The organism is Haemophilus sp. HN_Hi16, from assembly GCF_049823435.1.
GTDB classification, from domain to species: Bacteria; Pseudomonadota; Gammaproteobacteria; order Enterobacterales; family Pasteurellaceae; genus Haemophilus; species Haemophilus influenzae_D.
Genome location: NZ_CP187500.1, coordinates 1,511,264 through 1,537,813 on the forward strand (window position 1 = coordinate 1,511,264; position 26,550 = coordinate 1,537,813).

The window sequence follows — 26,550 nt, forward strand, 5'->3', positions numbered from 1 at the left end:
TTATTGACACACTTTTTCATATTGTTGCATTTGGGTGGCATTCTCTAAATTCACGCTGTAATCAAAATGGCATTGGTTTTGCTCGCCATTTCCCCAGCTGACTTTGATTGTGCCTTTTGGCTGTTGTAAACCACCAGCGAACAGCACACCATTTTGCACCACATAGCCGACAAATTGCCCTTGTTCATCATAAGCTTCGGATGCCATTGGCAATAATTCGCCGTTCGTACGGGTTAAGTTAAACAATACGAGGCGATTACGTTTGGTTTCAAAATCAATCACGTGAATACTATTGGCTCGCGGAATAATTTTTTTCTCCGTACCATCAAATTCAATATTTAACGGTAAATTTTGCGGATCGATACCAATTTCATTAATGCGATAAGGCTGGGTGTAAGGCACAATGGCATTACCGAACCAATCCAACATTTGCCCTTGTCCGCTATTCACTTCTGCACCTGCTGCACCATCTGCATGCACCACCGCAAAACTGTCGCCAACAGATTCGCCAAAGGTTATTCCGTGGCGATGTGCAACCACTACACCAGATAAATTAGAACTCATTTGACGAGATCCACGATTATCTCTAGAAGCAGAAGCATCAAAGTCGAAATAAGAATTACGATAACTCATATTTGCTGACATATTGCGATATCCCTCTTGTCCTGAGTTACCATATACGCCATAACTCCATTGGCTATTTTTACCAAAACTTCCATTAATACCAATTTGGCTACTGCTATTACCTGCCGAATTACGTGCGTAATTAGACGAAAGTGAATGGTTATGACCTAACGGCACACTCATACTCAAATAAATTTGGTTATCACGTTGCCCACTTTGTCGATCAATCGTTTGTGAAAAGCCGATTTGATAACTTAGCCATTTAAAACGATTCGCATAAGAGAGTTGATATTGATGATAACTGCCTGATTTATTCCAATAATTACGTGTTGCACCAACTAAATATAAACTTCCCCATTTATCAAAATCTTGAATAATGGATAGTTGATACTGATTTTTAGGACGCGGCGATAACACAGAAAAAAAGCTTTTCCCAATGACATGATTCGCATTAATCACGTCACTTAAACTATAAAAATCACGAGAAGAATAACGATAAGCTGCTAGTGTAATATTGGTGCGAGTGCGGTTAAAATTAATACTGTAATTACCATGTAAACTATAACCTTTTCGCACGCTTGGCTGAGTGTTCATTGCACCATTTTCATCCACAAGACTGTGCGGCAAAAAGGTACTACGAGTCCAAGTACTATCTACAGAAAACGCACCAATCGGGGTATTCAATCCTAACCCTAACGCACCTGACAAATAATTTTTACTATAAGTCACACCCGTATTAATAGTGATATTATTATACAAACCATATTGCAACATACTTTGTGCGACATTATCAGGATAGATTTCTTCCCCGCTGCGATAACGCCCTGCAGCGAGTTGATAGCGGAATTGTCCCATTCTAATCAGTGGGGCAACATTAGAAAACGGCACGATAAATGACCGCACTTTACCGTCTGCCTCTTTGATTTCCACCGTGAGATCGCCGTTATAGCCACTAGAATAAAGATCATCGATCACAAAAGGCCCAGGCGTGACATTAGTTTGATAAATGATATTGCCATTTTGATAAATGCTCACTACGGCATTACTATTTGCAATACCTTGCACACGAGGCGCAAAACCAAGTTGTGATGGCGAGAGCATTCGATCATCAGAAGAGATATCAATACCACGTAATGCAAACCCTTCAACAACTTGTCCAGATGTATAAAAATCGCCTAAAGTAACCAGCCCACGAATCGGTGCAAAATCTCTCTGTACATAGGTTTCGTAAGTTTGGTATGGCGTATTGTAGCTTTGACCTTCACTTTGGCTCCAACTTTTTGAACCAGAATGACGAAATGCCCAGTTACCTAAATTAACCCCTGTTCGCAAATTTAAAAACATTTGCGAAGATTGCGAACCTTGGTTTGCATAACGACTGTGGTTAATATTGTAATCAGCAAACGCTGCCACATCGCCTGTTTGCCAACGGCTTGGCGCAATGTAATCGCGAGGACGATTAATTGTTAAGGCTTGTGCAATCGTAAATTCTAAACGCTGTTGCCCTGTATTAAATACCGCTTTCCCATCAGGAATTGCTTCTTGAATAAACACGCACTCATTCTCACTTGGGGAGCGTTTGATAGCAGCTGATTCTAGATCCAACAAGGCTTCTAATTCAGGGGTAAAACAAAGCTGTGCAAAAGGCATATCTGCATTTTCATTATCACGAAAACGCAATGTCATTTCGCCTTTTTCTTTGCCATTTACCCAAACAGCAGCGGGGTATTCTCCAGGTAATACGCTGTTTTTTTGTTGAAAACGTGCAACATCAATGTTAGAACCATTACCGCCCATATTCAGAAAGCCAGCACTAAATTCCACATCTTCATCTTCTACATTCAAGCTTTCTTTTGGTGTATTTGGTACGTTTTCCGCCTTTGCATACAAGGGAAAAAAAGCCAATCCAATTAAAAAACCAATTAGACTTAAATGCGGATTAAAAGAAAATTCTCTCATAATATCTCGTTAATAATTACGTGGATTACGCTCACAATAAAATGAATATAACCAACGATAACAATTTGAATTAAACGCGTGGGCTCACGCCCACCCTACATTAGCTATCTCAGCGGTTAATTGATGGTTGATTCGCCTGCTACATCGCCGCCATAATCGTTAATTAACGACCATTTTACTTTTTGTCCGTTATTTACACCTTTTACGTCAAATTCTCCTTGGCTAAAAGGGGCAATCATCACGGCTTCAGGGGCGGATTTACCACCAACTGTGGCTTGGGTAAAGGTTAAATAATAAGGTGTTGGGTTGTCTGCCCAAAGTTTGCCACCTTTGGCAAGCCATTTGACTTTTTTGTAGGCTTCTGCTGGTGGATAAGGCAAATTGCTTGGGCGGTAAAAGAGTTTTAAACGGCTACGCACCGAAAACTGCAAATAATTCGGGTTGTCTTTTAAATAGGCTTTACTTGGCTTAGGCGGAATATCCAATAAGTTAAAATAATAAAGCGATTCGCGATCTTGTGGTAAAGCTTGTGTGCCAGTAAAGGTGATACGCAAGGTTTGCCCTTGATTACCCTCCACACGCGTGACAGGTGGCGTAATAATAAATGGCACCTGTGCTTGGCTGCCTTGTTTGTCTTCAATCCAGCTTTGCACCAAAACAGGGGAAGAATCTTGATTATTCAATTGCACATTGAGACTGCTTTGATCCCCTGGGTAAATTAAACGCGTACCAAGAATAATCACACTAGCGTGAGCAGAAAAGGTGGCAAATAAACAAGATAAAATCGCAGAAATAAAAATAGATTTTTTAGAAAAGGACAACATACATCACTCTCTTAGCATAAATAATGATACCGAAAAGCCCACCAAAAGGTGGGCAAGGGAATAAACGTAATATTTTGATTATTCGTATGCTAAGTCTAATTCAGCTTCAGCTTTTACTTTACCTGCTGTAGATTGAGCTGTTGCGTAATAGCGAGCAAGGAAGTTTATCTCTGGAGTTGTAGAAAGATTAGTTACACGTAATTTAGCATCTGTATCATTTTGTCCAAGTTTTAATCCATTGCCATTAACATCAGCAAATTGAATATTAACATTTGAAGCTGGATCATTAGTCTCAATATTTTTTAATGTAAACTGATTAGCTGTATCTACCTTTTCAGTATGGTTAAAGGTAACTGAGACTTTATTTTGAGTAGTTTGATTATCTGTACCTGTATGTGGAGTATGAACGCCATTTGTAATGGTACAGTTTTGTAAATGAATAGTAACTAATTGTTGAGCTGCCACATCACCTTTTTGTTTTAAACTATTTTTACCTACTGTATCCAACTTGACAACTTTATTTCTATCATTTGTAGAAATTTCACAAGTTTGAGTCACGACTTCGCCATTAACCGTAATTTTTGCATGAGTTGCGGGTTGGTTTTGTGTTGTTACCGCCGCTGCAAACGCACTATTAGCACCAAATACCCCTAATGCTAATAAAGCTAAGATTGTTTTTTTCATTTTAAACATCCTATATAAAAACTTTAGAATAAATTTCATCCTAGATTGGATGACCACGTTTAAACCCGATAATTTAGAGTAAAAACTTATCCATTATAAAAAAAAAAAAAAAAATGCAAGCTGGATAAATATCAGGGGAATTTGATAAATTTCTTTATTTTTTAGATGTTAAGCAAAAAAAAACGCTTGTAATATACACTACAAGCGTTTTTTATATTATGTCATATTAGTGTTTTATTCAGTAAAGCGTTTACTACATCACCGACACCGCTTTAATTTGAACATAAACATCTTGCCCAATAGAAAAACGCAGTTCATTTTGCGCCCATTTACTGATACTTGCCCAAATCTTATGTCCATCCACCAGCACCGCAATATCTACCCGAGAATCTTGTATCTCAATTTGTGTAACTTGACCACGTAAAATATTACGAATGCTTGTTTTTTCTGGCTTTTCCAGCGTGATAGAAACATCTGAACTATAAATACAAACTCGTACTCGCTCGCCTACATTTGCAGGCACTTGATGAATCCAAAGCGCTTGTTCGCCTAAGGAAAGTGCGGTCATTTTATAAGGTGGATTATGCAAATGAACTGGCAAGGCGAGCACACTACTCTGTTCGCTTTCCCCTTTCCAAGGGGCAAAAATAGGGCTATTCCAAATTTTTTCTACGCTGTCATAGGCTTTCACAATGCCGTTTTCCATCAGCACAACGCGATCAGCTAAACGCAACAGTTCGTCCAAGCTATGTGTAACATATAAAATCGGGATATTAATTTCTTTAGAAAGACGTTCCAAATATTGCATTAGCTCGCGTTTGCGGGGAACATCAAGGGCAGAAAGTGGTTCGTCCATCAGTAAAATATCAGGATCAGTCAGTAGCGCACGCCCTATTGCCACACGTTGTTTCTCTCCGCCAGAAAGCGTAAGCGGATAACGCTTTAATAAATGAGTAATGCCGAGAAGATCGACAATATAGTTAAAATCATCTTGCGAGACATTTTTCATGCCATAGCGCAAATTACCTTTCACAGTGTAGTGAGGAAATAAGCGTGCATCTTGGAACACATAGCCAATTTTACGCAAGTGGGTCGGCAATGATTCTTGCGTTTCCATATTCACTAAAGTGCGGTCATTTAAACGGATGAATCCTTCGTCTGGTTGTATCAAGCCACTGACAAGATTAATCAACGATGTTTTGCCTGAGCCAGACAAACCGAAAATGGCGGTTACGCCTTGATCTGGCACTTGTATATTCGCTTGCAAGGCAAGTTGCCCGAGCTGTTTTTTCACATTAATTTGCAACATTTCCTTGTCCTAATTTTTTCTGCACTCGCTTGCTCAACCACTCTGACAATAGCAAAGAAATCAATGAAAGAATGATAGCAAATAAACATAAGCGAGCGGTTTGTTCTTCTGCACCTGGTGTTTGAATAAAAGAATACATCGCAAGGGGAATCGTTTGAGTTTCGCCTGCAATGTTCGATACAAAGGTTATAGTCGCACCAAATTCTCCTAATGATCGAGCAAAACCAAGAACCAGCCCAGCTAAAACCCCTGGTAAAGAAAGTGGCAAGGTTATTGTAAAAAATACACGCCAAGCAGAAGCGCCCAATGTTTGCGCTGCTTGCTCCAATTTAATATCAATATTTTCTAAAGAAAGTCGAATCGCACGAACAACCAATGGAAAGGCAACCACTGCAGAGGAAAGCACCGCGCCCTTCCAACTAAAACCAAAAGATAAGCCAAACCACTGATATAAATACTTGCCAATAAAACCATTGCGCCCCATTGCCACAAGCAATAGATAACCGATAACCACAGGTGGCAACACTAAAGGCAAATGAATTACGCCAGTAATAAGGGATTTGCCATAGAAGTTTTTGCGTGCTAAAAGCCACGCAACAAAAATGGCTAACGGCAAACTCCAAAGCATGGAACTGACAGCGACACTCAGGCTTAAATTAATCGCTGAGATTTCCATTGGCGTCAAATTGAAAAATGAAAAAAATTGGGTAAGCAAAATAAATAGCCTCTGTTTAAATGCCTGATTGATAGGAAAAATCCCACATTTGCGAGAGATATAATAACGCTAATAACAAAGGGCAGAAATATCCGCCCTTAATAAATATTAAAATACCATCTTATTTTGCAGAGAAACCATATCCCACCAGCGCTTTCTTCGCTGCATCTGATTCTAAATATTTCAAGAAATCGCGAGAATCCGCATTATCATGACCTTTTACAATAGAAACAGGATAAACAACGGGTTTATGACTATCCGCTGGAAAAACCGCAACCGTTTTAACTTGTTGGCTCACTTTTGAGTCAGTACTGTACACAATACCGTAAGGTGCTTCTGCACGTTCAACTAAAGCCAATGCACCACGCACATCTTTTCCACGCGCTAAACGATCTTGCACTTTATCCCATAAATTTAATTTGGTTAATGCTTCTTCTGCGTATTGCCCCGCTGGTACGTGCGCAGGATCTCCAACAGATAAATAGCTATCTTTTAGTGCGTTAATCCATTCGCCTTTTGCAATATCCACAGAATTTACCGCACTTTTTGCTGGTGCAATTAAAACTAAATCATTACCCACTAAAACTTTTTCGGTTTCTTTCACGGTTAAATCTTTTTCAGAAAGATATTTCATCCATTTATTGCTTGCAGATACAAAAATATCCGCTGGTGCGCCTTCTTCAATTTGTTTTGCTAAAGTTGAAGAAGACGCGAAAGAAAACACTACTTCATTTTTCGGATTTTGTTTTGCGTAATCTTTTGCAACTTGTTGTAAAGCATCTGTCATTGAAGCCGCTGCAAATACAGTCACTTTAGCAGATGCCGCAAAAGAAAATCCTAATCCTACGATTAAAAGTGCGGTTGAAATTTTAGTTAATTTTTTCATAAATCATCTCCTATGATTGAACATTATATACTTAATTATATATTGAAATAAATAACAATCATATAGCAAAAGAAAAATTATTTAGTAAAATATATAACGCTTAGGCTTACCACTTAGGATTACTTAGGAACAGCAAAATGAAAAACACCGAAATTTTACTCACAATTAAACTTCAACAAGTACTTTTTATCGATCCAAAACGAGTTCGTTTACTCAAAGAAATTCAACAATGCGGTTCGATTAATCAAGCTGCGAAAAATGCAAAAGTGAGCTATAAAAGTGCGTGGGATCATTTAGAAGCCATGAATAAAATCAGCCCTCGCCCATTGCTGGAACGAAATACAGGTGGAAAAAATGGCGGAGGCACGGCACTTACCACTTATGCAGAGCGTTTGCTACAGCTTTATGATTTATTAGAACGTACGCAAGAACATGCGTTTCATATCCTACAAGATGAATCCGTGCCGTTAGATAGTTTACTCACGGCAACTGCACGTTTTTCTTTACAAAGTAGCGCACGCAATCAATTTTTTGGGCGAGTGGTACAACAACGAATCATTGACTCTCGTTGTGTCGTGGATGTGAATGTGCAAGGATTACCAACACCGTTGCAAGTTTCTATTACCACAAAAAGCTCGGCGCGTTTGAAACTGATTACAGAAAAAGAAGTGATGCTGATGTTCAAAGCTCCTTGGGTGAAAATTAGTGAACAACCATTAGCAAATCAACCTAACCAGTTCCCCGTAAATATCAAATCACTAAATGAAGAAGAAGCCATCCTTCAATTTGCTGAAAGCGATATTGAATTTTGTGCCACAGTCCACCAGCCAAATCAATGGCAAATCGGACAACAGGTTTGGATTCACATTGATCAAGAGCAAATTATATTAGCGACGCTGGGGTAATTTCAATGTATAGTTAATACTCAAATTTTAAATACCATATTTAATTTCATCGGATTTCCTATTTACGTAAAAAAGTTTGATAAAGGTTTTTCAATAACGAGGTTGGCAATAAACGAGAACCAAAACGCAATGCAAAAGTAAATAATCCAGATAACAATCCTTGAATACCCAAACGATATTTTAATTTGAACAAACGCCATTCTGCTTTGGCTTGATTGACGCCACGACGGCGGCTTACCATGCCATTTCCGACTCGTGCATAAACTAAAATATCAGGCAAATTCGCCACATATAAACCTTGTGCAACAAGTTTTATCCACAAATAATAATCTTCTTGAAGATCTTCATATCCACCACAATTAATGACCGCACTTTTTTGATATGCCACCGTCATATGATTAAACGGACAACGTTTTTGCGTAAATTTGATAATTTCTTGAGCAGACGTTGGCACATTACGATATGCCACAATATCATTTACATTTTCACCAAATTCAGCAATTTGTCCGCCAAAAATGATGGTTTCAGGATGCTGTTCAATAAACGCCACTTGCTTTTCAAAACGATCAGGCACGCAAATATCATCGGTATCCATACGGAACACCCAGTCATAAGCACAATGCAATAAACCCTCGTTTAAGGCTTTGCCTAAGCCTCGATTTTGCGGCAATTTAACTAATTTTAATGGCAGTTTTGTTTCAAATTCTGCCACAACAAATTCTAATTCTGGCGTTACTGCACCATCAAAAACCAATATAATTTCATCAGCTTGACGAGTTTGTGCCACAAGACTTTCAAAACACGCCCGCAAAAATTGAGGATTTTCCTTAATATATAAGGACATTAGGACTGAAAATTTCATTTTATTTTACTTTCCTACATAAACCGTTTTAAATTAATGGCTAATTTTGGCGAAATTAAAATAACCAAAGTAATAATCAATTGCTTAATACTTTTTGTTTTCTTAAAAATATCAAAGTAATATTTTGCCGCTTTACGCGATAAATTCATGATATGGGGATAAGCCAAAATATAGCTCGCGTTAATATCAAAATTACGAGCTTGCTCTACCGTTTTCACATAATGCTCGCGAATATAATCAATGGCTTTTTGCGTATTGGTAGTATCCGTAGAAACACTTGAACGTTTAGTATGGAAAGTACAATAAGTCAGTGGTTCATTAATTTTATAAGGGGTAAAACTCGGCTCTTGTAGTAGTTTTAATAAGAAATCATAGTCTTCCAAAGAACGAAGTGCGGTGGATAATCCGCCTATTTTTAAAAACATCTCTTTTTTAATTGCAACCATTGGCATGCCACCAATCTTATTGGCTAACAAAATACGTTCTGTCGAGATTTCTTGGGGTTCAATCGGTTGAGTCACATAACTAAACCCTTCATTGACCATTTCACACTTAGCTGGATGATAAATAAAATTAATATTCGGATTTTGCTCAATCACTTTTAGTACTTTTTCACATTTTTCTGGCATAAACCGATCATCATCATCAAGAAAAAGCAACCAATCTCCCTTTGATGCTCTCGCACCAATATTACGACTTTCTGCCGCACCTTGATTGGTTTCGTTACAGATGACCTTTACCAAAAATGGATAAGATTGTGTCACTTCAACGGGGTCTTTCGAGCAATCATCCACAATAATTACTTCAAAATTACTCGATGTTTGTTGATTTAAACTTTCTAATAAAGCAGGCACTTCTGCTTTTCGATTATAAGAAGGCACAATAATGCTTAACATAATTCCTTCCTTTAATTAGCCAAATTTTTCTTAATCGCAAAGATTTTTTTCAATGGATATTTCATTAATTTTTTAAATAAATTATTTGATAAAGATCCACGAACACTTTCTAAATTGCTTATCAATACAGGATTTTCAATAACCATAAGAGGGCGAAGCACTTTATTTCTTATATTAAAATCCTGTTCAAAGAGTAAAAAATCATCCGCTAACCAAAATGGTTTGTTTTGAGAAATTTGCTGGATAAATCTTCTTGCGGCTGATTTTTTTATAAGATAGCCCACCGTTCCTGCAAAATAACTTTTATAAGGGAAAGCGTAATTTACATCGCCTGTTTTTTTGCATAAAAAAGAAAAGGTTGTCGGATAATTAATTTCTAAATCAAAATCATTGAAATCATTAATTTTTGACTGCCCAACCAATACAATTTCAGACTCAAGTTTTTCTGATAAAAGTGCGGTTAAATTTTGCTGAAAATTTGGGTGGAATAAAGCGTCGTCTTCACAGACTAGTGCATAACTATCTTCAGCGATGTCGTTGTCTTCAACAATTTTTTGATATACCGAAAGATGGCTTAATGTACAGCCGATTTCGCCCTTAGTGACATTACGTCCATAATGCGCTTTAAATTGTTCAATATTAAAAATAGTGGCTAATTCATTACAATCTTTTTGCATGGTATTAATGGCAGAAAAAATTTGGAAATCCTCAGTATTTTTTTGAGAAAAGAATAATTCCCGACGCTGAATATCTTTATCTAAAGAGATCAAATATTTTTTTAACATAAAATTATTCCTTATAAAATCCCTTTCCATTCTTCAATAATTTTCTCAATGCCATAATCTTCACTTATTACACGAGATTTTTTTGACATTTGCTGATAAAGTTCAGGATTATTTATTAATAAATCTAAAGCATTAACCATTTCTTCAATATTATTTTTTTCACAAAGAAAACCATTTTTTTTATTTTCAACTAATTGCTTTACGCCCGATGAACAATAAAAAGCAACAATGGGCAAACCAAATGCCATTGCCTCAATAAGCACTAAAGGCAAGCCTTCTGTTTGTGAAGGTAAACAATAAATTGAACTGCTTTCATAATAAAAAGCGACATCATTGGTACGAGGAATAAAATTAACTGAATCTTCAATATCCAATTCTTTAGCAAGATTTTTTAAATTCTCTTCTTCCTCTCCAGAACCCACTATTTTTAAATTCCAATCTGGATATTTTTTTGCCAAAACTTGCCAAACTTTTAATAAATAATCAAAACCTTTATAAGAAAATAAATGACCTACAGATAAAATAGTTTTATTTTCCCATTTTGCTAATTTATTCTTTGGCAAAAGCGTATTTGGATTAGCAATACTGATTATATTGTTCGTTTTAAATTTTTCTTGCCACTGCGTTTTTTCTGCTTCTGTCAATGTAACTATTTTATCGCAAGTTGTTACAGCTAAATATTTACCGAGTGTGCGAACAAGACGATTGCCAGTAAAGTTAAAAGAATAATGCTCCCATAAAATATGCTTTATATGTAAATTGACCAACGCCAAAGCAGAAAAAAGCATAATTGCACCATCAACCACAATTAAGGTATCTAGCTGCAATTCTTTAACCAATTCTCTTAATTTTTTTGTGATAGAAAAATAGTCTTTTTTCAATGAATAGGGCAATTTATTCATTGCGTAAATATTAATTTTTTCATCGACTTGGAAAAAAGGCTTATTACCGCCAATGCTAATAAAAGAAACATCATATCCCTGTTTAACAAGAGCATTAGCAACATTAATGGAAACGCGCTCCGTTCCCCCCGCACTTTCGATATTCATAATAAAGAAACCAATTTTTTTCATCTTAAATTTCCTTATAAATCGTTAATCCAAGCTTAGGGAATGAATCGTAACAGAATTGCCATCTTGGAATACTGGTTCTAATAAAACGAATTTCTACATTAGGATGACTTAATAAATTAAATGCAACAGAACTGAAGAACGTATAAATAATTACTTTTTTATTTGATAAATGTTTAAATACGTAATCTTCAAAAATTAATTCAGATTCAACATAATTTACCCCATCCACTCGATAATCTTCTGCAGGATGGGGGAAATAATAATCAAAAGGAATTTGTTCTTTTAATTTTTTAATTAATGATATGTTTTCCTCTTTTGTATTTAATAATGGTTGTCCGATAAAAAATGAGACCTCGCCATCTATATCACTATTTACTTTATTATTCCATAAGGAAATTGCTTCAATATTAGAAACAATATTTTTGTAATTAGGATAAACCGTATAATGTTTTTTTATTTTATTAAATAACTTATTTACACTATATTTATCACCAATAAAGGCTTTAATCAGTTTATATTTAAACGTGTCAGGCTCTCTCAATAAATTGGGGTGTGGGAAAATATTATCCGAGCCATCATCAAAGGTATAAAGCTCTTTAAATGAAATATGACTAAGATAAGTTTGTAGCCATAATGAATTAAGATTGGCAAGAAAAACCTTATCAAAACCTTTGTGCGTAATTTTATTCTTAAGCTGGCGTATTAACTTGAGAGAATCGAAACCTTTTAGATCTTTTCCCGTATCAATGTTCACCGAATCACTACAAACTTCCGCTAATTTACTCGCGTACAAGGTTCTTTTTTTATCCCATACACCACCAAACATGACGCCAAAAAATTGCTCGTTAGGATGTAATTCAATGATTTTTCTCGCAATTAATACTTGCAATGGTGTGCAACAAAGAATGAGATTCATAGGGTTTTACTCACTTTAGATGTCATAAAATAAAGAATAGGAATAATGGAAAGCGAACCAATAATTCCAGCATAAGGGATATATTTAATTTCTGTAAAAGTTAAAGCCACAAGGCTCGCTACATAAATAATTGTAGATAAAACCGAACATTGGGAAATAAGTTTATTTTTTCCATAATAGAAAAGATAATTAACTAAAATCAAATAAGGAATACTTAATGTGGTCGAAATTAAAAATAAAATAAAATAATATTTCGTTCCCACAAATTGACTACCTAAAATCCAAACTAGCACATCTTCAGGAATAATCCACATTATTAAGGCAGGAATAGGTATCAGCAAAAAGGAAAATAGCGCCCATTTATGTAATTGTTGAATTACTAATTTTTTTTGTTTCAACGCTTCATAAAAATAAGGAATGATCGCTTTATTAAGTGCTTGAATAGCAATAGAGACAACTAAAGCAAGTTGAGCCCCCATGGCATAAAGCCCTAAATCTGTTTCACTGAATTTGTGATAAATAAAAATACGGTCTAACTGCCCTTTTAAGAAAAAACTTGCATAATGTAAAACAAGCGGTAATCCAAATCCTAAAATATAAAATAATGCGGATTGATAATGTTTAAATTGATATTTTTTAGATGTTGCATTCTTTCTGTAAAAAAAATAAGAAAAAAACCAAACAACTAAATTGCTTAATAAAATTGCCAAAATTCTTTTTTCAATAAGATCATTTTGATAATACTCGAGCAATGCGATGGTAAATACCGCACCAGTAACAGTGAGTGAAAATTGAATAAAAGTATAAGACCAAGCCTTTTTCTGGCATTGTCTCACGCTTAACTGAACATTTAAGAAAGACTGAAAAATTGAGGAAAGTGCGGTATAAAATAATATTTCAGACTGAGCAATCCAACAACCCATTAAAATAATACTGCCAATTATCGTGGTATAAGCATAGCCTGTATTCACCACTAAATTTAATGAACGTTTTCCGTAAAAATAAAAATAACGGGAAATTGCGCCTTCTTGAGTTAAAGAAACCACAATCAAAAATAAACTTAAAAAAGTTTGATAATAAGAAAGTGAGCCATAACCCTCTACGCCTAATTTACGCGATAAATAAGGCAAAAGTAAAAAAGGAACTAACTTTGACGATAATTCCCCAACAAGGTAAATGACACTGTCTTTAAAAACTTTCATAAATATCACCGCACTTTTGATGAATTTAGGCGTTTGTTTATCAAAAATAAGGGATTATTTTAACAAAATCAACATAGACAAGCTATGACTAATCATTATAATAAAACCGCTCTATATCAAGGATCTTATCTATGTTAGAACTAGGAAAACTTCTTACCGCACTTATCGCACCGCCTCTCAATACCTTTGTATTACTGATTATTGCAGCGATTCTTTATCTTGTTCATTTCAAAAAATTAGCCAAATTTATTGCGCTTATCAGTTTCACTTGGCTTTATGTCATGAGTGCGCCTTTGACCAGTTTATTGCTAACAGATAATGACGATTCTCCAGCCCTTACCCTAGATGACTATAAACAAGCTCAAGCCATCGTCATATTAGGCGGTGGATCTTACCCAACAAAAGAACTGTATGCAGAAACAACTTCTGGCGCACCGCAACTAGAACGTTTACGTTATGCGGCATTTTTACAAAAAGAAACGGGCTTGCCTATTTTAACTACTGGCTATTCTTTGATAGGCATTTCTGAAGGTGACTTAATGGCAAAAGAACTTAACCAATTCTTTAATGTACCAACACAATGGATCGAAAATAAAGCCCGTAATACGGAAGAAAATGCCAGTTTCACTAAAAATATTTTAGTTAAAGATCATATTCAAAAAATTATTTTAGTAACAAATCAATGGCATATGAAACGAGCCAAATATCTTTTTGAAAAACAAGGATTTGATGTACTTCCTGCTGCAGCGGCAAGCTATAGCAGCAAAGGAAATCTATCTGCACAATCTTTTGTTCCTGACTTAGGTGCGTTAAATAGCAATATGGTTTTACTAAAAGAGTGGATTGGTTATTGGAAAGCCCATTACGTAGAATAATTTACTTGTAAAATCCTCTTTTCTAAATGTAAATAAACAAAATAGACATAAAAAAGACCGCAAAGTGCGGTCAATTTTTTTAGAATTCTTTTGAAATTAAACTTTCGGCTAATTGCAAATCAAGTGTGGAATCAATATCAATGGAACGATAGGTTGGCATTAAATAAAAACGCGTTGGTGCAATAAAAAAGCGTTTTTCTTCAAAGAGACTTTGGATGTCATTAATATAAATTGCGCCATTTGCACGATAAGATTTCGGTAATTTTTGGCGAGGGGCTTCAAAATCCGTTAATTCGTGAATAGGCTGAACTTCAGTGCCTTCTAAAGTGAAGGATTTATAAGGATGATGCTCACATTCGCAAGCGGAAACCACTGATTTATATTTGCCGCCAAGGAAAATTTCCATTGCATTACGAATATCTAAAGCATTGCGCAATGGGCTAGTTGGCTGCAAAAGTACAGTCGTACCTTGTGAAATATTGAGAGTTTCTAAGCAATGCAAAATAGCATCAATGGTGCGTGTATCACTTTGCGCCAAACTTTCAGGGCGAGTCACTGCTTTTGCACCATATTTTGTGGCTTCTTTTAAAATATTTTCGCCATCTGATGTCACCACAATCTGATCAAACATACCCGATTCTTGTGCCGCTAATATCGCACGTCCCACTAAAGAAACGCCACCAACAAGCTGTAAATTTTTATCTTTAATGCCTTTAGAACCTGCTCTCGCAGGAATAATTGCAATTCTTATCATTATTTTCACCCTCTGTGATAAAAGTGCTGACCATTCTAGAATCTTTCCCTTGTTTTAGCAAAAACTAATCTTTAATATGGCACCACATTTTTGTTTAACAAAGAGGAAATAAAATGACTCAACTTACTCGTGAACAAGTTCTAGAACTCTTTCATCAACGCAGTTCAACACGTTATTACGATCCCGCAAAAAAAATCAGTGATGAAGATTTTGAATGTATTTTAGAGTGCGGTCGATTATCGCCGAGTTCTGTAGGCTCCGAGCCTTGGAAGTTTTTAGTGATTCAAAATAAAACCCTGCGCGAAAAAATGAAACCTTTTAGCTGGGGAATGATGAATCAGCTTGATAATTGCAGTCACCTTGTGGTGATTTTAGCGAAGAAAAATGCCCGTTATGACAGTCCATTTTTTGTGGATGTGATGGTTCGTAAAGGCTTGAACGCAGAGCAACAACAAGCCGCTCTCGCAAAATACAAAGCCTTGCAAGAAGAAGATATGAAATTGCTCGAAAGCGACCGCACTTTATTTGATTGGTGCAGTAAACAAACTTATATCGCTCTTGCAAATATGCTCACTGGCGCTGCCGCCCTTGGCATCGATTCTTGCCCAATTGAAGGTTTTCATTACGATAAAATGAATGAATGCCTCGCCGAAGAAGGATTATTCGATCCTCAAGAATATGCGGTTTCTGTCGCCGCAACCTTTGGCTACCGCTCACGTGATATTGCGAAAAAATCCCGTAAAGCGTTGGATGAAGTAGTGAGATGGGTGGAGTAAAAATCCCATTAAAAAAGGGCTGCAAATGCAGCCCTATCTTTTTTGACTATTTCACTTCTTTAAATAAAATCTCACTTGGGATTACAGAACCTTGCCAGTAAAGTTCTGTAGAGACTTTTTCGGCAAGTTGTAGGAACGATTGTGAAATTTCATTTTCAGGCACTCGCACAACAGTTGGATTGCCTGCATCTAAATCTTCACGGATACGAATGTGTAAAGGAAGTTGGGCTAATACTTTCACATTGTATTTTTCCGCCATTTTCTCTGCACCGCCTGTGCCAAAAATCGCTTCGTGATGACCGCACTTACTACAAATATGCATCGACATATTTTCCACAATGCCTAACACTGGTACGGATACTCGCTCAAACATTGAAATACCTTTTACTGCGTCAAGCAAAGCAATATCTTGTGGAGTTGTCACAACCACTGCGCCAGTCACAGGAATTTGTTGTGATAAGGTAAGTTGAATATCGCCAGTGCCTGGAGGCATATCGATAACAAGATAATCTAAACTATCCCATAGGGTTTCATTTAATAATTGGCTTAATGCACTGCTCGCCATTGGGCCACGCCAAATTGTTGCGCTATCTTCATTCATTAAAAAGCCAATGGAATTTGCAGATAAACCATGGGCTTTAATTGGGGTAATGTGTTGATTATCTGGCGAAGTTGGACGTTGATCCGCTGCGCCTAACATATGGGGAATAGAAGGGCCATAAATATCCGCATCTAAAATCCCAACACGTGCGCCTTGTGCTTGTAATGCTAAAGCTAGATTAACAGAAACCGATGATTTCCCTACACCGCCTTTGCCAGAACTCACAGCAATAATATTTTTCACACCTTTTACAGCAGGTTGATTATTTGCACGTTTAAGTGTAGCGATTTGATACGAGATCGCCCATTTAATTGATTTACAATCTGTTGCTTTCAACAACGCATCTGAAACCGCTTGTTTTAACTGTTCTGCACCAGAATTCCATGCAAAAGGTAATTTCAATTCAATGCGTAAAGTATCACCGCCCTTTTCCACTTTTTTCAAAGTATTAAACACAATCAGATCCTTTTGCAGGGTTGGATGCTGAAATTGTTGAATAATCTGCTGAACTTGATTTTGCTGCTCGGCAGTCAAATTATCAGAAAAGTAGGTTGCCATAATAACTTCCTGTTTAGTAGAGTAAATTTGTCGAGCATATTTAATCACGGAAAGTGCGGTATGTTAAGTTAAAGTTTTTCAAACTAGAAAAAATCCCCTATTTAAAGTAAGATAAGCACAATTTTTGTATGCTAAAAAAGAGAATAATAAATGACAACTCAACCCCGTAAAATTTTAGTCACTTGTGCCTTGCCTTATGCCAATGGGGCAATTCATTTAGGCCATATGTTAGAACATATCCAAGCGGATATTTGGGTGCGTTTTCAACGTATGCGTGGCAATAAAATCCATTTTGTCTGTGCAGATGATGCGCACGGCACACCGATTATGCTGAATGCCGATAAACTTGGCATTACACCTGAAGAATTAATTGCTAAAGCAAAAGCCGATCACCTGCGTGATTTTGCAGGGTTCAATATTAGTTTTGATAACTATCATTCCACTCACAGCGAAGAAAACAAACAACTCACTGCAGAAATTTACAATAAACTCAAAGCCAATGGCTTTATTAAGAGTAAAGTTATTTCTCAGTTATTCGACCCTGAAAAAAATATGTTCTTGCCTGATCGTTTTGTGAAAGGCACTTGCCCGAAATGTAAAGCAGAAGATCAATATGGCGATAACTGCGAAGTGTGTGCATCTACTTACAGCCCAATGGATTTAATTAATCCTCGTTCAGCTGTTTCTGGCGCAACACCTGTTGTAAAAGAATCTGAACACTTTTTCTTTGACTTACCTGTATTTGAAGGGATGTTAAAAGAATGGACATGTTCTGGCTCACTTCAATCTGAAATTGCCAACAAAATGCAAGAATGGTTTGAGAGCGGTTTACAACAATGGGATATTTCACGCGATGCGCCTTATTTCGGTTTTGAAATTCCGGGCGCAAAAGATAAATTCTTCTATGTTTGGTTAGATGCACCAATCGGCTATATGGCTTCATTCAAAAATCTATGCAATCGTGAAGGTATTGATTTCAATGAATTTTGGGCGGAAGGCAGTGATGCGGAGCTTTATCATTTCATCGGTAAAGACATCGTTTATTTCCACAGTCTATTCTGGCCTGCAATGCTTGAAGGCAGTGGCTACCGTAAACCGACTAATGTGTTCACTCACGGTTATGTCACGGTGGATGGGGCGAAAATGTCAAAATCTCGCGGGACTTTCATTCAAGCCAGCACTTATTTGAATCATATCGATCCTGAATGTTTGCGTTATTACTATGCAGCAAAATTAAATGATCGCATTGAAGATTTAGACTTTAACCTTGAAGATTTCGTACAACGTGTAAATACGGATATTGTAAACAAATTAGTGAATCTGGCTTCACGCAATGCCAGCTTTATTGCGAAACGCTTTGAAGGCAAACTTGCGGATAAACTGGAAGATGAAACATTATTTGCAGAATTTACCGCCCAAGCCGAGCAAATCGCCGCTTATTACGAAAGCCGTGAATACAATAAAGCCATTCGTGAAATTATGGCATTGACGGATAAAGCCAATAAATACATTGATGAAAAAGCCCCTTGGGTGATTGCAAAAGAAGAAGGTAAAGAGGCAGAATTGCAAACCGTATGTTCAATGGGAATTGAGCTTTTCCGCGTGTTGATGTCTTACTTAAAACCGGTTCTTCCAAAACTGGCAGAACGTGCAGAAGCCTTCTTACAAGCTGAATTACGTTGGGATAATATTCATCAACCATTACTTGGTCATACCCTTGCACCGTTCAAAGCCTTATTCTCTCGTTTAGAGAAAAAACAAATTGATGCCGTTGTGGAAGAAACCAAAGCCTTATTTGCCGCAGCCAATAAAGCAGCAGAAAAAACTGAAGCAAAACCAACCGCACTTTCTGCCGTTGAACCTATTGCGGAAACCATCACGATTGATGATTTCGCTAAACTTGATATGCGTGTAGCAAAAGTACTGAAATGCGAAGCAGTGCCAGAATCCAATAAACTTTTACGTTTTGAATTGGATCTTGGCGATCATACTCGTCAAGTCTTCTCTGGCATTAAAGCAGCTTACAATAAACCTGAAGAATTAGAAGGTCGTTTTGTGATTATGGTAGCAAACCTTGCACCACGTAAAATGAAATTCGGCGTATCTGAGGGAATGATTCTATCCGCAGGAACAGGCGGTAGTGATTTATTCTTGTTATCTGCCGATAGTGGTGTCACTGCGGGCATGCAAGTAAAATAATCAATTCAATCTAAATGAGGGCAACATCACGTTGCCCTTTTATTTTCTTGTTGAAAATAGGCGACTTATAACCTACTATAACACTCAACTATTTACCTATTTGGAGAATATTATGAAAAACGAATTAATTTGCTATAAACAAATGCCAGTGTGGACAAAAGACAAATTGCCACAAATGTTCCAAGAAAAGCACAACACAAAAGTCGGCACTTGGGGAAAATTAACTGTATTAAAAGGTAAGCTCAAATTTTATGAGCTAACCGAAAATGGCGATGTCATTGCTGAGCATATTTTCACCCCAGAAAGCGAGATTCCTTTTGTTGAACCTCAAGCATGGCATCGTGTTGAAGCGCTTTCTGATGATTTAGAATGTACCCTAGGTTTCTATTGCAAAAAAGAAGATTATTTCAGTAAAAAATACAACATGACTGCCACTCACGGTGATGTAGTGGATGCAGCAAAAATTATCTCGCCTTGTAAAGTATTAGATTTAGGTTGCGGCCAAGGGCGTAATTCACTTTATTTAAGTTTATTAGGCTATGATGTAACCTCTTGGGATCACAATGAAAACAGCATTGCCTTTTTAAATGAAACCAAAGAGAAAGAAAACCTTAATATTTCTACCGCACTTTACGACATTAACTCTGCCAACATTCAAGAAAACTATGATTTTATTGTTTCAACGGTAGTTTTTATGTTCTTAAATCGTGAACGTGTGCCGTCAATCATTAAAAATATGCAAGAACACACCAATGTTGGCGGGTATAACTTAATCGTTGCCGCTATGTCCACTGATGATATGCCTTGCCCACTTCCGTTCTCTTTCACTTTTGCTGAAAATGAATTAAAAGAATATTACAAAGATTGGGAATTCTTAGAATATAACGAAAATATAGGCGAATTACACAAAACCGATGAAAACGGCAATCGCATTAAAATGAAATTTGCCACGATGTTAGCAAAAAAGAAATAATCTGCTAATTTAAAAAATCGCCGCACTTTGTCCTCACCCAATATTAGAAAATATCTTTGGCCTTGCGAAGTGCGGTAAATTCTTCAAGTGTTTTTGCTTGTAAAAACGGATTAATTTCTCGCTCTAGTTTTAAGGTTGTTGGCAAACTAGGTTTATTTTCAGCCCGTTGTGTTTCAACAAAAATACGTTGTTTTTCCACCGCACTTTTTTCTACCGCACTTTTTTCCACCAGCACAGTTTCCGCAAATGCTAAATTTCCCAAGGTATATTCATGAGCAGGGCAAACAATCGTCTCGTCAGGCAATGCATTCAAACGCTGTAAACCTTCAAACATCTGCGCATAATTACCTGTGAAAACACGTCCGCAACCTGCAGAAAATAACGCATCGCCACAAAATAAATGATTATCCACTAAAAAACTAACGTGCTGTTTAGTGTGTCCACCCGTCGGAATGACATCAATTTGATAATGTGTGGTAAGGATCGTCCCTTCGTTCACAATTTGAGTTGCACCTTTTTTCTCACATTCTTGCGGCCCATAAATCGGCACCGTTGGATAACGTTTTTTAAATGCTGACACACCTTGTGTATGATCGTCGTGTTCGTGAGTAAGCAACACCGCTTCAACTGTTGCGTTTTGCTTATCTAGCCATGTAAACAGCTTGTCCGTTTCAGGCAAATCGACAATAATAAGAGGCTGATTTTCTCGTTGATAAAGCCAAATGTAGTTATCATTCAGCGCAGGCAAAGCAAATAACATAATCGTCCTTTTCATTTGTGATGGAGGAATAAAATGATTGTAAACTGGAATGCCAACGCGACCAAATTTTTCTTTTTTGAGTTATCCTAGATAACAACTAAAAATTTGATTTAGGCTAAAATAACCAAATGAAGAAAAGTCGCCTAAGCCACTAGAAATAAAATAAACTTATTTTACCGCAGTTAAAGCCTCGATTGCGGCTTCAGGTGCAGTTTCAACAGTATGAATTTGAAATTTAGACATTGTGTTTCTCCTAAATAAATATAAATAGATATGTTTTGTGTGAGAAATAATACGAAGGTTTTTTAATAAATAAAAAGAAATAAAATGCACTTTATAGATTAGAAAGTTATAACTAACGATCAAATTTTGCTAGAATACGGCAATTTTTAACGATATTAATAAGGTACTTTATGTCTGAACAAACATTTATCCTTGGCAAAGATGCCGCATTGGAAGATAGCATTGCAAAATTTCAGCAAAAATTGACCGCACTTGGTTTTAATATTGAAGAGGCATCTTGGCTTAATCCTGTGCCAAATGTGTGGTCTGTGCATATTCGCGATAAAGACTGCCCACAGTGTTTTTCTAATGGTAAAGGCGCAAGCAAAAAAGCGGCATTAGCTTCTGCCCTTGGCGAATATTTTGAACGTCTTTCCACTAATTATTTCTTTGCTGATTTCTATTTAGGGCAAGAGATTGCAAACGGCGATTTTGTGCATTATCCCAATGAAAAATGGTTCCCGATTGAAGATGATGCTTTACTGCCTAATGGCATTTTAGATGATTATTTATTGGATCATTTTGATCCTAATGCCGAGCTTACGCCTGAATTATTGGTAGATTTACAATCTGGCAATTATGATCGCGGGATCGTGGCGATGCCTTATGTTCGTCAGTCGGACGAACAAACCGTTTACATTCCACAAAGTATTATTGCTAACCTTTATGTCTCAAATGGCATGTCTGCTGGCAATACAAAATTTGAAGCGCACGTGCAAGGCTTGTCAGAGGTATTTGAGCGTTATGTGAAAAACAAAATTATCGCCGAAGCGATCAGTCTGCCAGAAATTCCAAAATCTATGATGGATCGCTATCCATCTATTCAGGCTTCCATTGCAAAATTAGAGGAAGAAGGCTTCCCAATTTATGCTTTTGATGCTTCACTTGGCGGAAAATACCCTGTTATTTGTGTGGTGCTACTCAATCCAAATAACGGCACTTGCTTTGCCTCTTTTGGTGCACATCCAAATTTCCAAGTGGCATTAGAACGTACGGTGACGGAACTTTTACAAGGTCGTAGCTTGAAAGATTTAGATGTTTTCTCACCGCCCTCTTTCAATAACGATGATGTGGCTGAACACGCTAATTTAGAAACCCACTTTATTGATTCGAGCGGTTTAATTTCTTGGGATTTATTCAAAGAAACGCCTGATTATGAATTTGCTGATTGGGATTTCAGTGGTACAACGCAGGAAGAATACAATAATTTAATGGCAATTTTCCGTGCCGATGAAAAAGAGGTTTACGTAATGGATTACAACCATTTGGATGTCTATGCGTGCCGTATTATTGTGCCAGGCATGTCTGATATTTATCCTGCAGACGATTTAATTTATGCCAATAACAATATGGGAATGGATTGGCGCGAAATTTTACTGGATTTACCAAACTGGCATCACGATGCAGAAACCTATCAAGAATTATTAGAAGAATTAGATGGCCAAGATATTGACGATGCGACTCGCGTGCGTGAATTTATCGGCATCGTTGCACCTAAAAATAGCGGCTGGACAACCTTACGCGTGGGTGAATTAAAATCAATGCTCCACCTTGCATTAGGCGAATTAGAACAGGCATTAGATTGGGCAAACTGGACGCTGAATATGAACAGCTCCGTATTTACCACAGAACCTGTGAATTATTACTGCGCATTAATTTCCATCATTGAATTACATTTAGATCAAAATCGTGAACCAGCGCAATATCGTGCAGTGTTTGAGAAAATGTATGGTAAAGATGCAGTTGAACAAGCTTGGGCAGCTGTCTCTGAAGGTGGCAATCCGTTCTACAATCTTCCTGCAAGTGATGAAAATTTGGAAAACTTTAAGGAACATCAGGCGTTGTTGGGGGCTTATGGGAAGTTGCAGAAAGCAAAGCGAGCACATCAAAAATAAATTAGGCTTATTTCGTACTTTCAATTCTTGAAAGTACGACCTACTTTTCTTTGCTTCGCCAAAGAAAAGTAGGCAAAAGAAAAGCGCCCCTGCTTTTCCTTATTTCCTTTGTTTCATACAATTTGCTTAACGGAAATTTTCTAAACTCGCCGCAAGCGGCTCAAACAGACGAAAATTTCCTACAAATTCTGTGAAACAAAGGCGGAAAAGAAGGGAACCCATTTAATTCTACCAACAAATAAAACGACATATAAAAACCGCTCTAAAACCAACCGCACTTTTTAAATGATCCTCCGATAAACTCGGGCCCCATATAAATCGCCTTTGCGACTTTCAATTTTTAGGCAATTTTCGTCTGTCTGAGCAACGTAGTTGCGAGTTTAGAAAATTGCCGTAAAGAAAATTGAAACAAAGCAAAGATTAGCGATTTAACTGGGGGGTACTTTTCTTTGCTTACTTTCTTTTGTACAAGCAAAAGAAAGTAAGTCGCCATCAGGCGAAATCCTAATGTAAAAAACATACCTTTATGCTATAATCCGCCACAATTTTTGATCAAAAAAGGAATACCAATGACGGATTCAATCCAATCATCTATCACCCCTGTCAATATCGAAGAAGAACTTAAATCTTCCTACCTTGACTACGCGATGTCGGTTATCGTTGGGCGTGCATTACCTGACGTTCGAGATGGTTTAAAACCTGTTCACCGCCGCGTGTTGTTCTCAATGGATCGCGAAGGCAATACCGCCAATAAAAAATACGTAAAATCAGCGCGTGTTGTGGGTGATGTAATCGGTAAATATCACCCGCATGGTGACTTAGCCGTGTACGATACCATCGTTCGTATGGCACAACCATTCTCACTTCGCTATATGTTGGTTGATGGGCAAGGTAACTTTGGTTCAATTGACGGTGATGCGCCTGCTGCAATGCGTTATACCGAAGTGCGTATGCAAAAAATTACGCAAGTATTACTCACGGATTTGGATAAAGAAACCGTCAATTTCTCGCCAAACTATGATGGCGAATTAATGATTCCAGATGTATTGCCGACTCGTATTCCAGCACTTTTAGCAAATGGTTCTTCTGGTATTGCGGTGGGGATGGCAACTAACATTCCCCCTCACAACTTAAACGAAGTATTAAATGGTTGTTTGGCTTATATTGACAACAATGAAATTACCATTGATGAATTAATGCAACATATTCCAGGGCCTGACTTCCCAACCGCTGCGTTAATTAATGGTCGTAAAGGGATTGAAGAAGCCTATCGCACTGGTCGTGGTAAAGTGTATGTTCGTGCTCGTGCAACGGTAGAAACCAACGAAAAAGGACGCGAGCAAATTATCGTGTCTGAATTGCCATACCAAGTAAATAAAGCAAAATTAGTCGAGAAAATTGCCGAATTAATTCGCGAGAAAAAAATCGAAGGCATCAGCAATATTACTGACCTTTCAAATAAAGAAGGGATCCGTATTGAAATTGATATTAAACGTGATGCAGTGGGGGAAGTGGTATTAAACCATCTTTACTCACTCACTCAAATGCAAGTGACCTTTGGTATCAATATGGTGGCATTGGATCACGGTCAGCCACGTTTATTTAATCTTAAAGAAATTATTGAAGCCTTTGTTTTACACCGCCGTGAAGTGGTTACACGTCGTTCTATCTTTGAGCTTCGCAAAGCACGTGAACGTACGCATATTTTGGAAGGTTTAGCGGTTGCTCGTTCTAATATCGATGAAATGATTGCGATCATTCGTAACTCTAAAAACCGTGAGGAAGCGGCAACAGCAATCAGTTCACGCTCTTGGACGTTACATAGCGATATTATTAATCTTCTTGATGCTTCTGCTCGTCCTGATGAGTTAGAAGAAAATCTTGGTATTCAAGGCGAACAATATTACTTATCGCCAGCGCAAGTAAACGCAATTCTAGAACTTCGTTTACACCGTTTAACGGGCATTGCGTTTGAAGAAGTTATAAAAGAATATGAAGAATTATTAGTTAAAATTGCGGATCTTCTTCATATTTTAAGTCGCGCAGAACGTTTAATGGAAGTAATTCGTGAAGAATTGGAAGAAGTAAAAGCACAATTTGGTGATGATCGTTTAACTGAAATTACCGCTGCTTCTGGCGATATTGATTTAGAAGATTTAATCGCACAAGAAGACGTGGTTGTGACGCTTTCTCACGAAGGTTATGTGAAATACCAACCACTGACTGACTATGAAGCACAACGCCGTGGCGGTAAAGGCAAATCTGCAACGAAGATGAAAGAAGAAGATTTCATCGAAAAATTACTGGTGGCAAATACTCACGATACGATCCTCTGCTTTTCTAGCCGTGGTCGTTTATATTGGTTGAAAGTATATCAACTTCCGCAAGCGAGCCGTGGCGCACGCGGTCGTCCAATTGTGAATATTCTTCCGTTACAAGAAAACGAACGTATTACTGCAATCTTGCCAGTTTCTGCTTACGAAGAAGATAAATTCGTAGTCATGGCAACTGCTGGCGGTATTGTGAAGAAAATCGCCTTAACCGAATTTAGCCGTCCACGTTCAAACGGTATCATCGCATTGAATTTACGTGACGAAGATGAATTAATCGGCGTGGATATTACTGATGGCAGCAACGAAATTATGTTGTTCTCATCGCAAGGTCGCGTGGTGCGTTTTGCTGAAAATGCCGTGCGTGCAATGGGGCGTTTAGCAACAGGTGTTCGCGGTATCAAACTGGCTTTAACAAACGATATTTCTGACGATGAAAGTGCGGTAGAAATTGAAGAAATTTCTGATGACAACGCTGAAGCATCATTAGACTTAAATATCGATAAAGTGGTTTCTCTTGTTGTACCAAAAGGCGAAGGTGCCATTTTAACCGCAACGCAAAACGGCTACGGAAAACGCACACAGTTAAGTGAATACCCAACTAAGTCACGTAATACAAAAGGTGTGATTTCGATTAAAGTGAGTGAACGCAATGGTAAAGTCGTTGCCGCAACCCAAGTAGAAGAAACAGACCAAATTATGTTGATCACTGATGCAGGAACCCTTGTTCGCACACGCGTAAGCGAAGTGGGTATCGTAGGTCGTAACACGCAAGGTGTTCGCTTAATTCGTACCGCAGATGATGAACACGTAGTAAGTTTAGAGCGTGTTTGTGATGCGGATGAAGAAGATTCTTTGGAAGAAAGTAGTTCTGAAGAATAACCTATTATAAGAGAAGAAGTGCGGT

22 protein-coding genes and 1 pseudogene are annotated in these 26,550 nt (G+C 37.4%); 7 read left to right on the forward strand and 16 right to left on the reverse strand.

Translation table 11 applies throughout. The features are described from left to right. From ACPT9C_RS07525 to modA, 6 genes are all read right to left on the reverse strand, one after another. Complete coding sequence (locus tag ACPT9C_RS07525; RefSeq protein ID WP_118879834.1) at positions 1-2,583, reverse strand: fimbria/pilus outer membrane usher protein; 2,583 nt, start codon at positions 2,581-2,583, stop codon at positions 1-3. A gap of 116 nt (positions 2,584-2,699) precedes the next feature. Next, the gene (locus ACPT9C_RS07530) at positions 2,700-3,407 is read right to left on the reverse strand and encodes a fimbria/pilus periplasmic chaperone (RefSeq protein ID WP_423717257.1); all 708 of its coding nucleotides are present in this window, start codon (positions 3,405-3,407) and stop codon (positions 2,700-2,702) included. 78 nt (positions 3,408-3,485) lie between these two features. Further along, complete coding sequence (locus ACPT9C_RS07535) at positions 3,486-4,091, reverse strand: fimbrial protein (RefSeq protein ID WP_240030872.1); 606 nt, start codon at positions 4,089-4,091, stop codon at positions 3,486-3,488. A gap of 253 nt (positions 4,092-4,344) precedes the next feature. Then, positions 4,345-5,400: a molybdenum ABC transporter ATP-binding protein ModC gene (gene modC / locus ACPT9C_RS07540; protein WP_050948446.1), complete on the reverse strand. Its 1,056-nt coding sequence runs from the start codon at positions 5,398-5,400 to the stop codon at positions 4,345-4,347. Then, positions 5,387-6,115: a molybdate ABC transporter permease subunit gene (gene modB, locus ACPT9C_RS07545; RefSeq protein ID WP_050948447.1), complete on the reverse strand. Its 729-nt coding sequence runs from the start codon at positions 6,113-6,115 to the stop codon at positions 5,387-5,389. Before modB ends, modC begins: the two co-directional genes overlap by 14 nt. A gap of 121 nt (positions 6,116-6,236) precedes the next feature. Next, entirely contained in the window at positions 6,237-7,001 is a 765-nt protein-coding gene (gene modA / locus ACPT9C_RS07550) for a molybdate ABC transporter substrate-binding protein (RefSeq protein ID WP_050948448.1), read from the reverse strand. Between the two features lie 137 nt (positions 7,002-7,138). On the opposite strand from modA, the gene ACPT9C_RS07555 reads away from it, so the two are divergent. Next, complete coding sequence (locus ACPT9C_RS07555; protein ID WP_050948449.1) at positions 7,139-7,906, forward strand: TOBE domain-containing protein; 768 nt, start codon at positions 7,139-7,141, stop codon at positions 7,904-7,906. 58 nt (positions 7,907-7,964) lie between these two features. Here the strand turns inward: ACPT9C_RS07555 and lsgF are convergent, their stop codons facing one another. Genes lsgF through lsgA form a run of 6 tightly spaced genes read right to left on the reverse strand, consistent with a single transcriptional unit; the run spans position 7,965 to position 13,640 of the window. After that, positions 7,965-8,768 carry a lipooligosaccharide biosynthesis galactosyltransferase LsgF gene (gene lsgF / locus ACPT9C_RS07560; protein WP_050948450.1) on the reverse strand — a complete coding sequence of 268 codons (804 nt, stop codon included), beginning with the start codon at positions 8,766-8,768 and terminating at the stop codon, positions 7,965-7,967. Positions 8,769-8,782: 14 nt separating this feature from the next. Next, positions 8,783-9,664 (reverse strand): lipooligosaccharide biosynthesis N-acetyl-glucosamine transferase LsgE, encoded by an 882-nt coding sequence (gene lsgE / locus ACPT9C_RS07565; RefSeq protein WP_050948451.1) that lies wholly within the window; start codon positions 9,662-9,664, stop codon positions 8,783-8,785. Positions 9,665-9,675: 11 nt separating this feature from the next. Further along, complete coding sequence (lsgD, locus tag ACPT9C_RS07570; RefSeq protein WP_050948452.1) at positions 9,676-10,449, reverse strand: lipooligosaccharide biosynthesis galactosyltransferase LsgD; 774 nt, start codon at positions 10,447-10,449, stop codon at positions 9,676-9,678. Between the two features lie 11 nt (positions 10,450-10,460). Next, entirely contained in the window at positions 10,461-11,522 is a 1,062-nt protein-coding gene (gene lsgC / locus ACPT9C_RS07575; protein ID WP_050948453.1) for a lipooligosaccharide biosynthesis family 4 glycosyltransferase LsgC, read from the reverse strand. 1 nt (position 11,523) lies between these two features. Continuing rightward, positions 11,524-12,438: a lipooligosaccharide biosynthesis sialyltransferase LsgB gene (gene lsgB / locus ACPT9C_RS07580; protein WP_050948454.1), complete on the reverse strand. Its 915-nt coding sequence runs from the start codon at positions 12,436-12,438 to the stop codon at positions 11,524-11,526. Beyond that, positions 12,435-13,640 (reverse strand): lipooligosaccharide flippase LsgA, encoded by a 1,206-nt coding sequence (gene lsgA / locus ACPT9C_RS07585; RefSeq protein WP_050948455.1) that lies wholly within the window; start codon positions 13,638-13,640, stop codon positions 12,435-12,437. Before lsgA ends, lsgB begins: the two co-directional genes overlap by 4 nt. Before the next feature lie 131 nt (positions 13,641-13,771). Here lsgA and ACPT9C_RS07590 point away from each other — a divergent pair, with 131 nt between their 5' ends. Beyond that, positions 13,772-14,515, forward strand: a complete 744-nt coding sequence (locus tag ACPT9C_RS07590; RefSeq protein ID WP_050948456.1) for a YdcF family protein — start codon at positions 13,772-13,774, stop codon at positions 14,513-14,515. Positions 14,516-14,594: 79 nt separating this feature from the next. Here the strand turns inward: ACPT9C_RS07590 and ACPT9C_RS07595 are convergent, their stop codons facing one another. Continuing rightward, on the reverse strand, positions 14,595-15,269 hold the full coding sequence (locus ACPT9C_RS07595) for a cytidylyltransferase domain-containing protein (RefSeq protein WP_050948457.1): 675 nt from the start codon (positions 15,267-15,269) through the stop codon (positions 14,595-14,597). 113 nt (positions 15,270-15,382) lie between these two features. Here ACPT9C_RS07595 and ACPT9C_RS07600 point away from each other — a divergent pair, with 113 nt between their 5' ends. Next, positions 15,383-16,045 carry an NAD(P)H-dependent oxidoreductase gene (locus tag ACPT9C_RS07600; RefSeq protein ID WP_050948458.1) on the forward strand — a complete coding sequence of 221 codons (663 nt, stop codon included), beginning with the start codon at positions 15,383-15,385 and terminating at the stop codon, positions 16,043-16,045. A gap of 46 nt (positions 16,046-16,091) precedes the next feature. Here ACPT9C_RS07600 and apbC read toward each other — a convergent pair whose 3' ends face one another. Continuing rightward, positions 16,092-17,204 carry an iron-sulfur cluster carrier protein ApbC gene (gene apbC, locus ACPT9C_RS07605; RefSeq protein WP_423717256.1) on the reverse strand — a complete coding sequence of 371 codons (1,113 nt, stop codon included), beginning with the start codon at positions 17,202-17,204 and terminating at the stop codon, positions 16,092-16,094. 150 nt (positions 17,205-17,354) lie between these two features. Here apbC and metG point away from each other — a divergent pair, with 150 nt between their 5' ends. Together metG and tehB are read left to right on the forward strand one after the other, a co-directional pair. Next, a complete protein-coding gene (gene metG, locus ACPT9C_RS07610) occupies positions 17,355-19,403 on the forward strand; it encodes a methionine--tRNA ligase (protein WP_050948460.1) in 2,049 nt (682 codons plus the stop codon). A 112-nt stretch (positions 19,404-19,515) separates the two neighbouring features. Further along, positions 19,516-20,376: an SAM-dependent methyltransferase TehB gene (tehB, locus tag ACPT9C_RS07615; RefSeq protein ID WP_050948461.1), complete on the forward strand. Its 861-nt coding sequence runs from the start codon at positions 19,516-19,518 to the stop codon at positions 20,374-20,376. 43 nt (positions 20,377-20,419) lie between these two features. Here tehB and gloB read toward each other — a convergent pair whose 3' ends face one another. Beyond that, a complete protein-coding gene (gene gloB / locus ACPT9C_RS07620; RefSeq protein ID WP_050948462.1) occupies positions 20,420-21,136 on the reverse strand; it encodes a hydroxyacylglutathione hydrolase in 717 nt (238 codons plus the stop codon). Between the two features lie 171 nt (positions 21,137-21,307). Beyond that, positions 21,308-21,379, reverse strand: a pseudogene (locus tag ACPT9C_RS07625) (carboxymuconolactone decarboxylase family protein); the annotation flags it as partial. A 170-nt stretch (positions 21,380-21,549) separates the two neighbouring features. On the opposite strand from ACPT9C_RS07625, the gene ycaO reads away from it, so the two are divergent. After that, positions 21,550-23,313 (forward strand): 30S ribosomal protein S12 methylthiotransferase accessory factor YcaO, encoded by a 1,764-nt coding sequence (gene ycaO / locus ACPT9C_RS07630; protein ID WP_425627458.1) that lies wholly within the window; start codon positions 21,550-21,552, stop codon positions 23,311-23,313. 569 nt (positions 23,314-23,882) lie between these two features. Further along, the gene (gyrA, locus tag ACPT9C_RS07635; protein ID WP_425627459.1) at positions 23,883-26,525 is read left to right on the forward strand and encodes a DNA topoisomerase (ATP-hydrolyzing) subunit A; all 2,643 of its coding nucleotides are present in this window, start codon (positions 23,883-23,885) and stop codon (positions 26,523-26,525) included. The last annotated feature ends 25 nt before the right edge of the window (positions 26,526-26,550 follow it).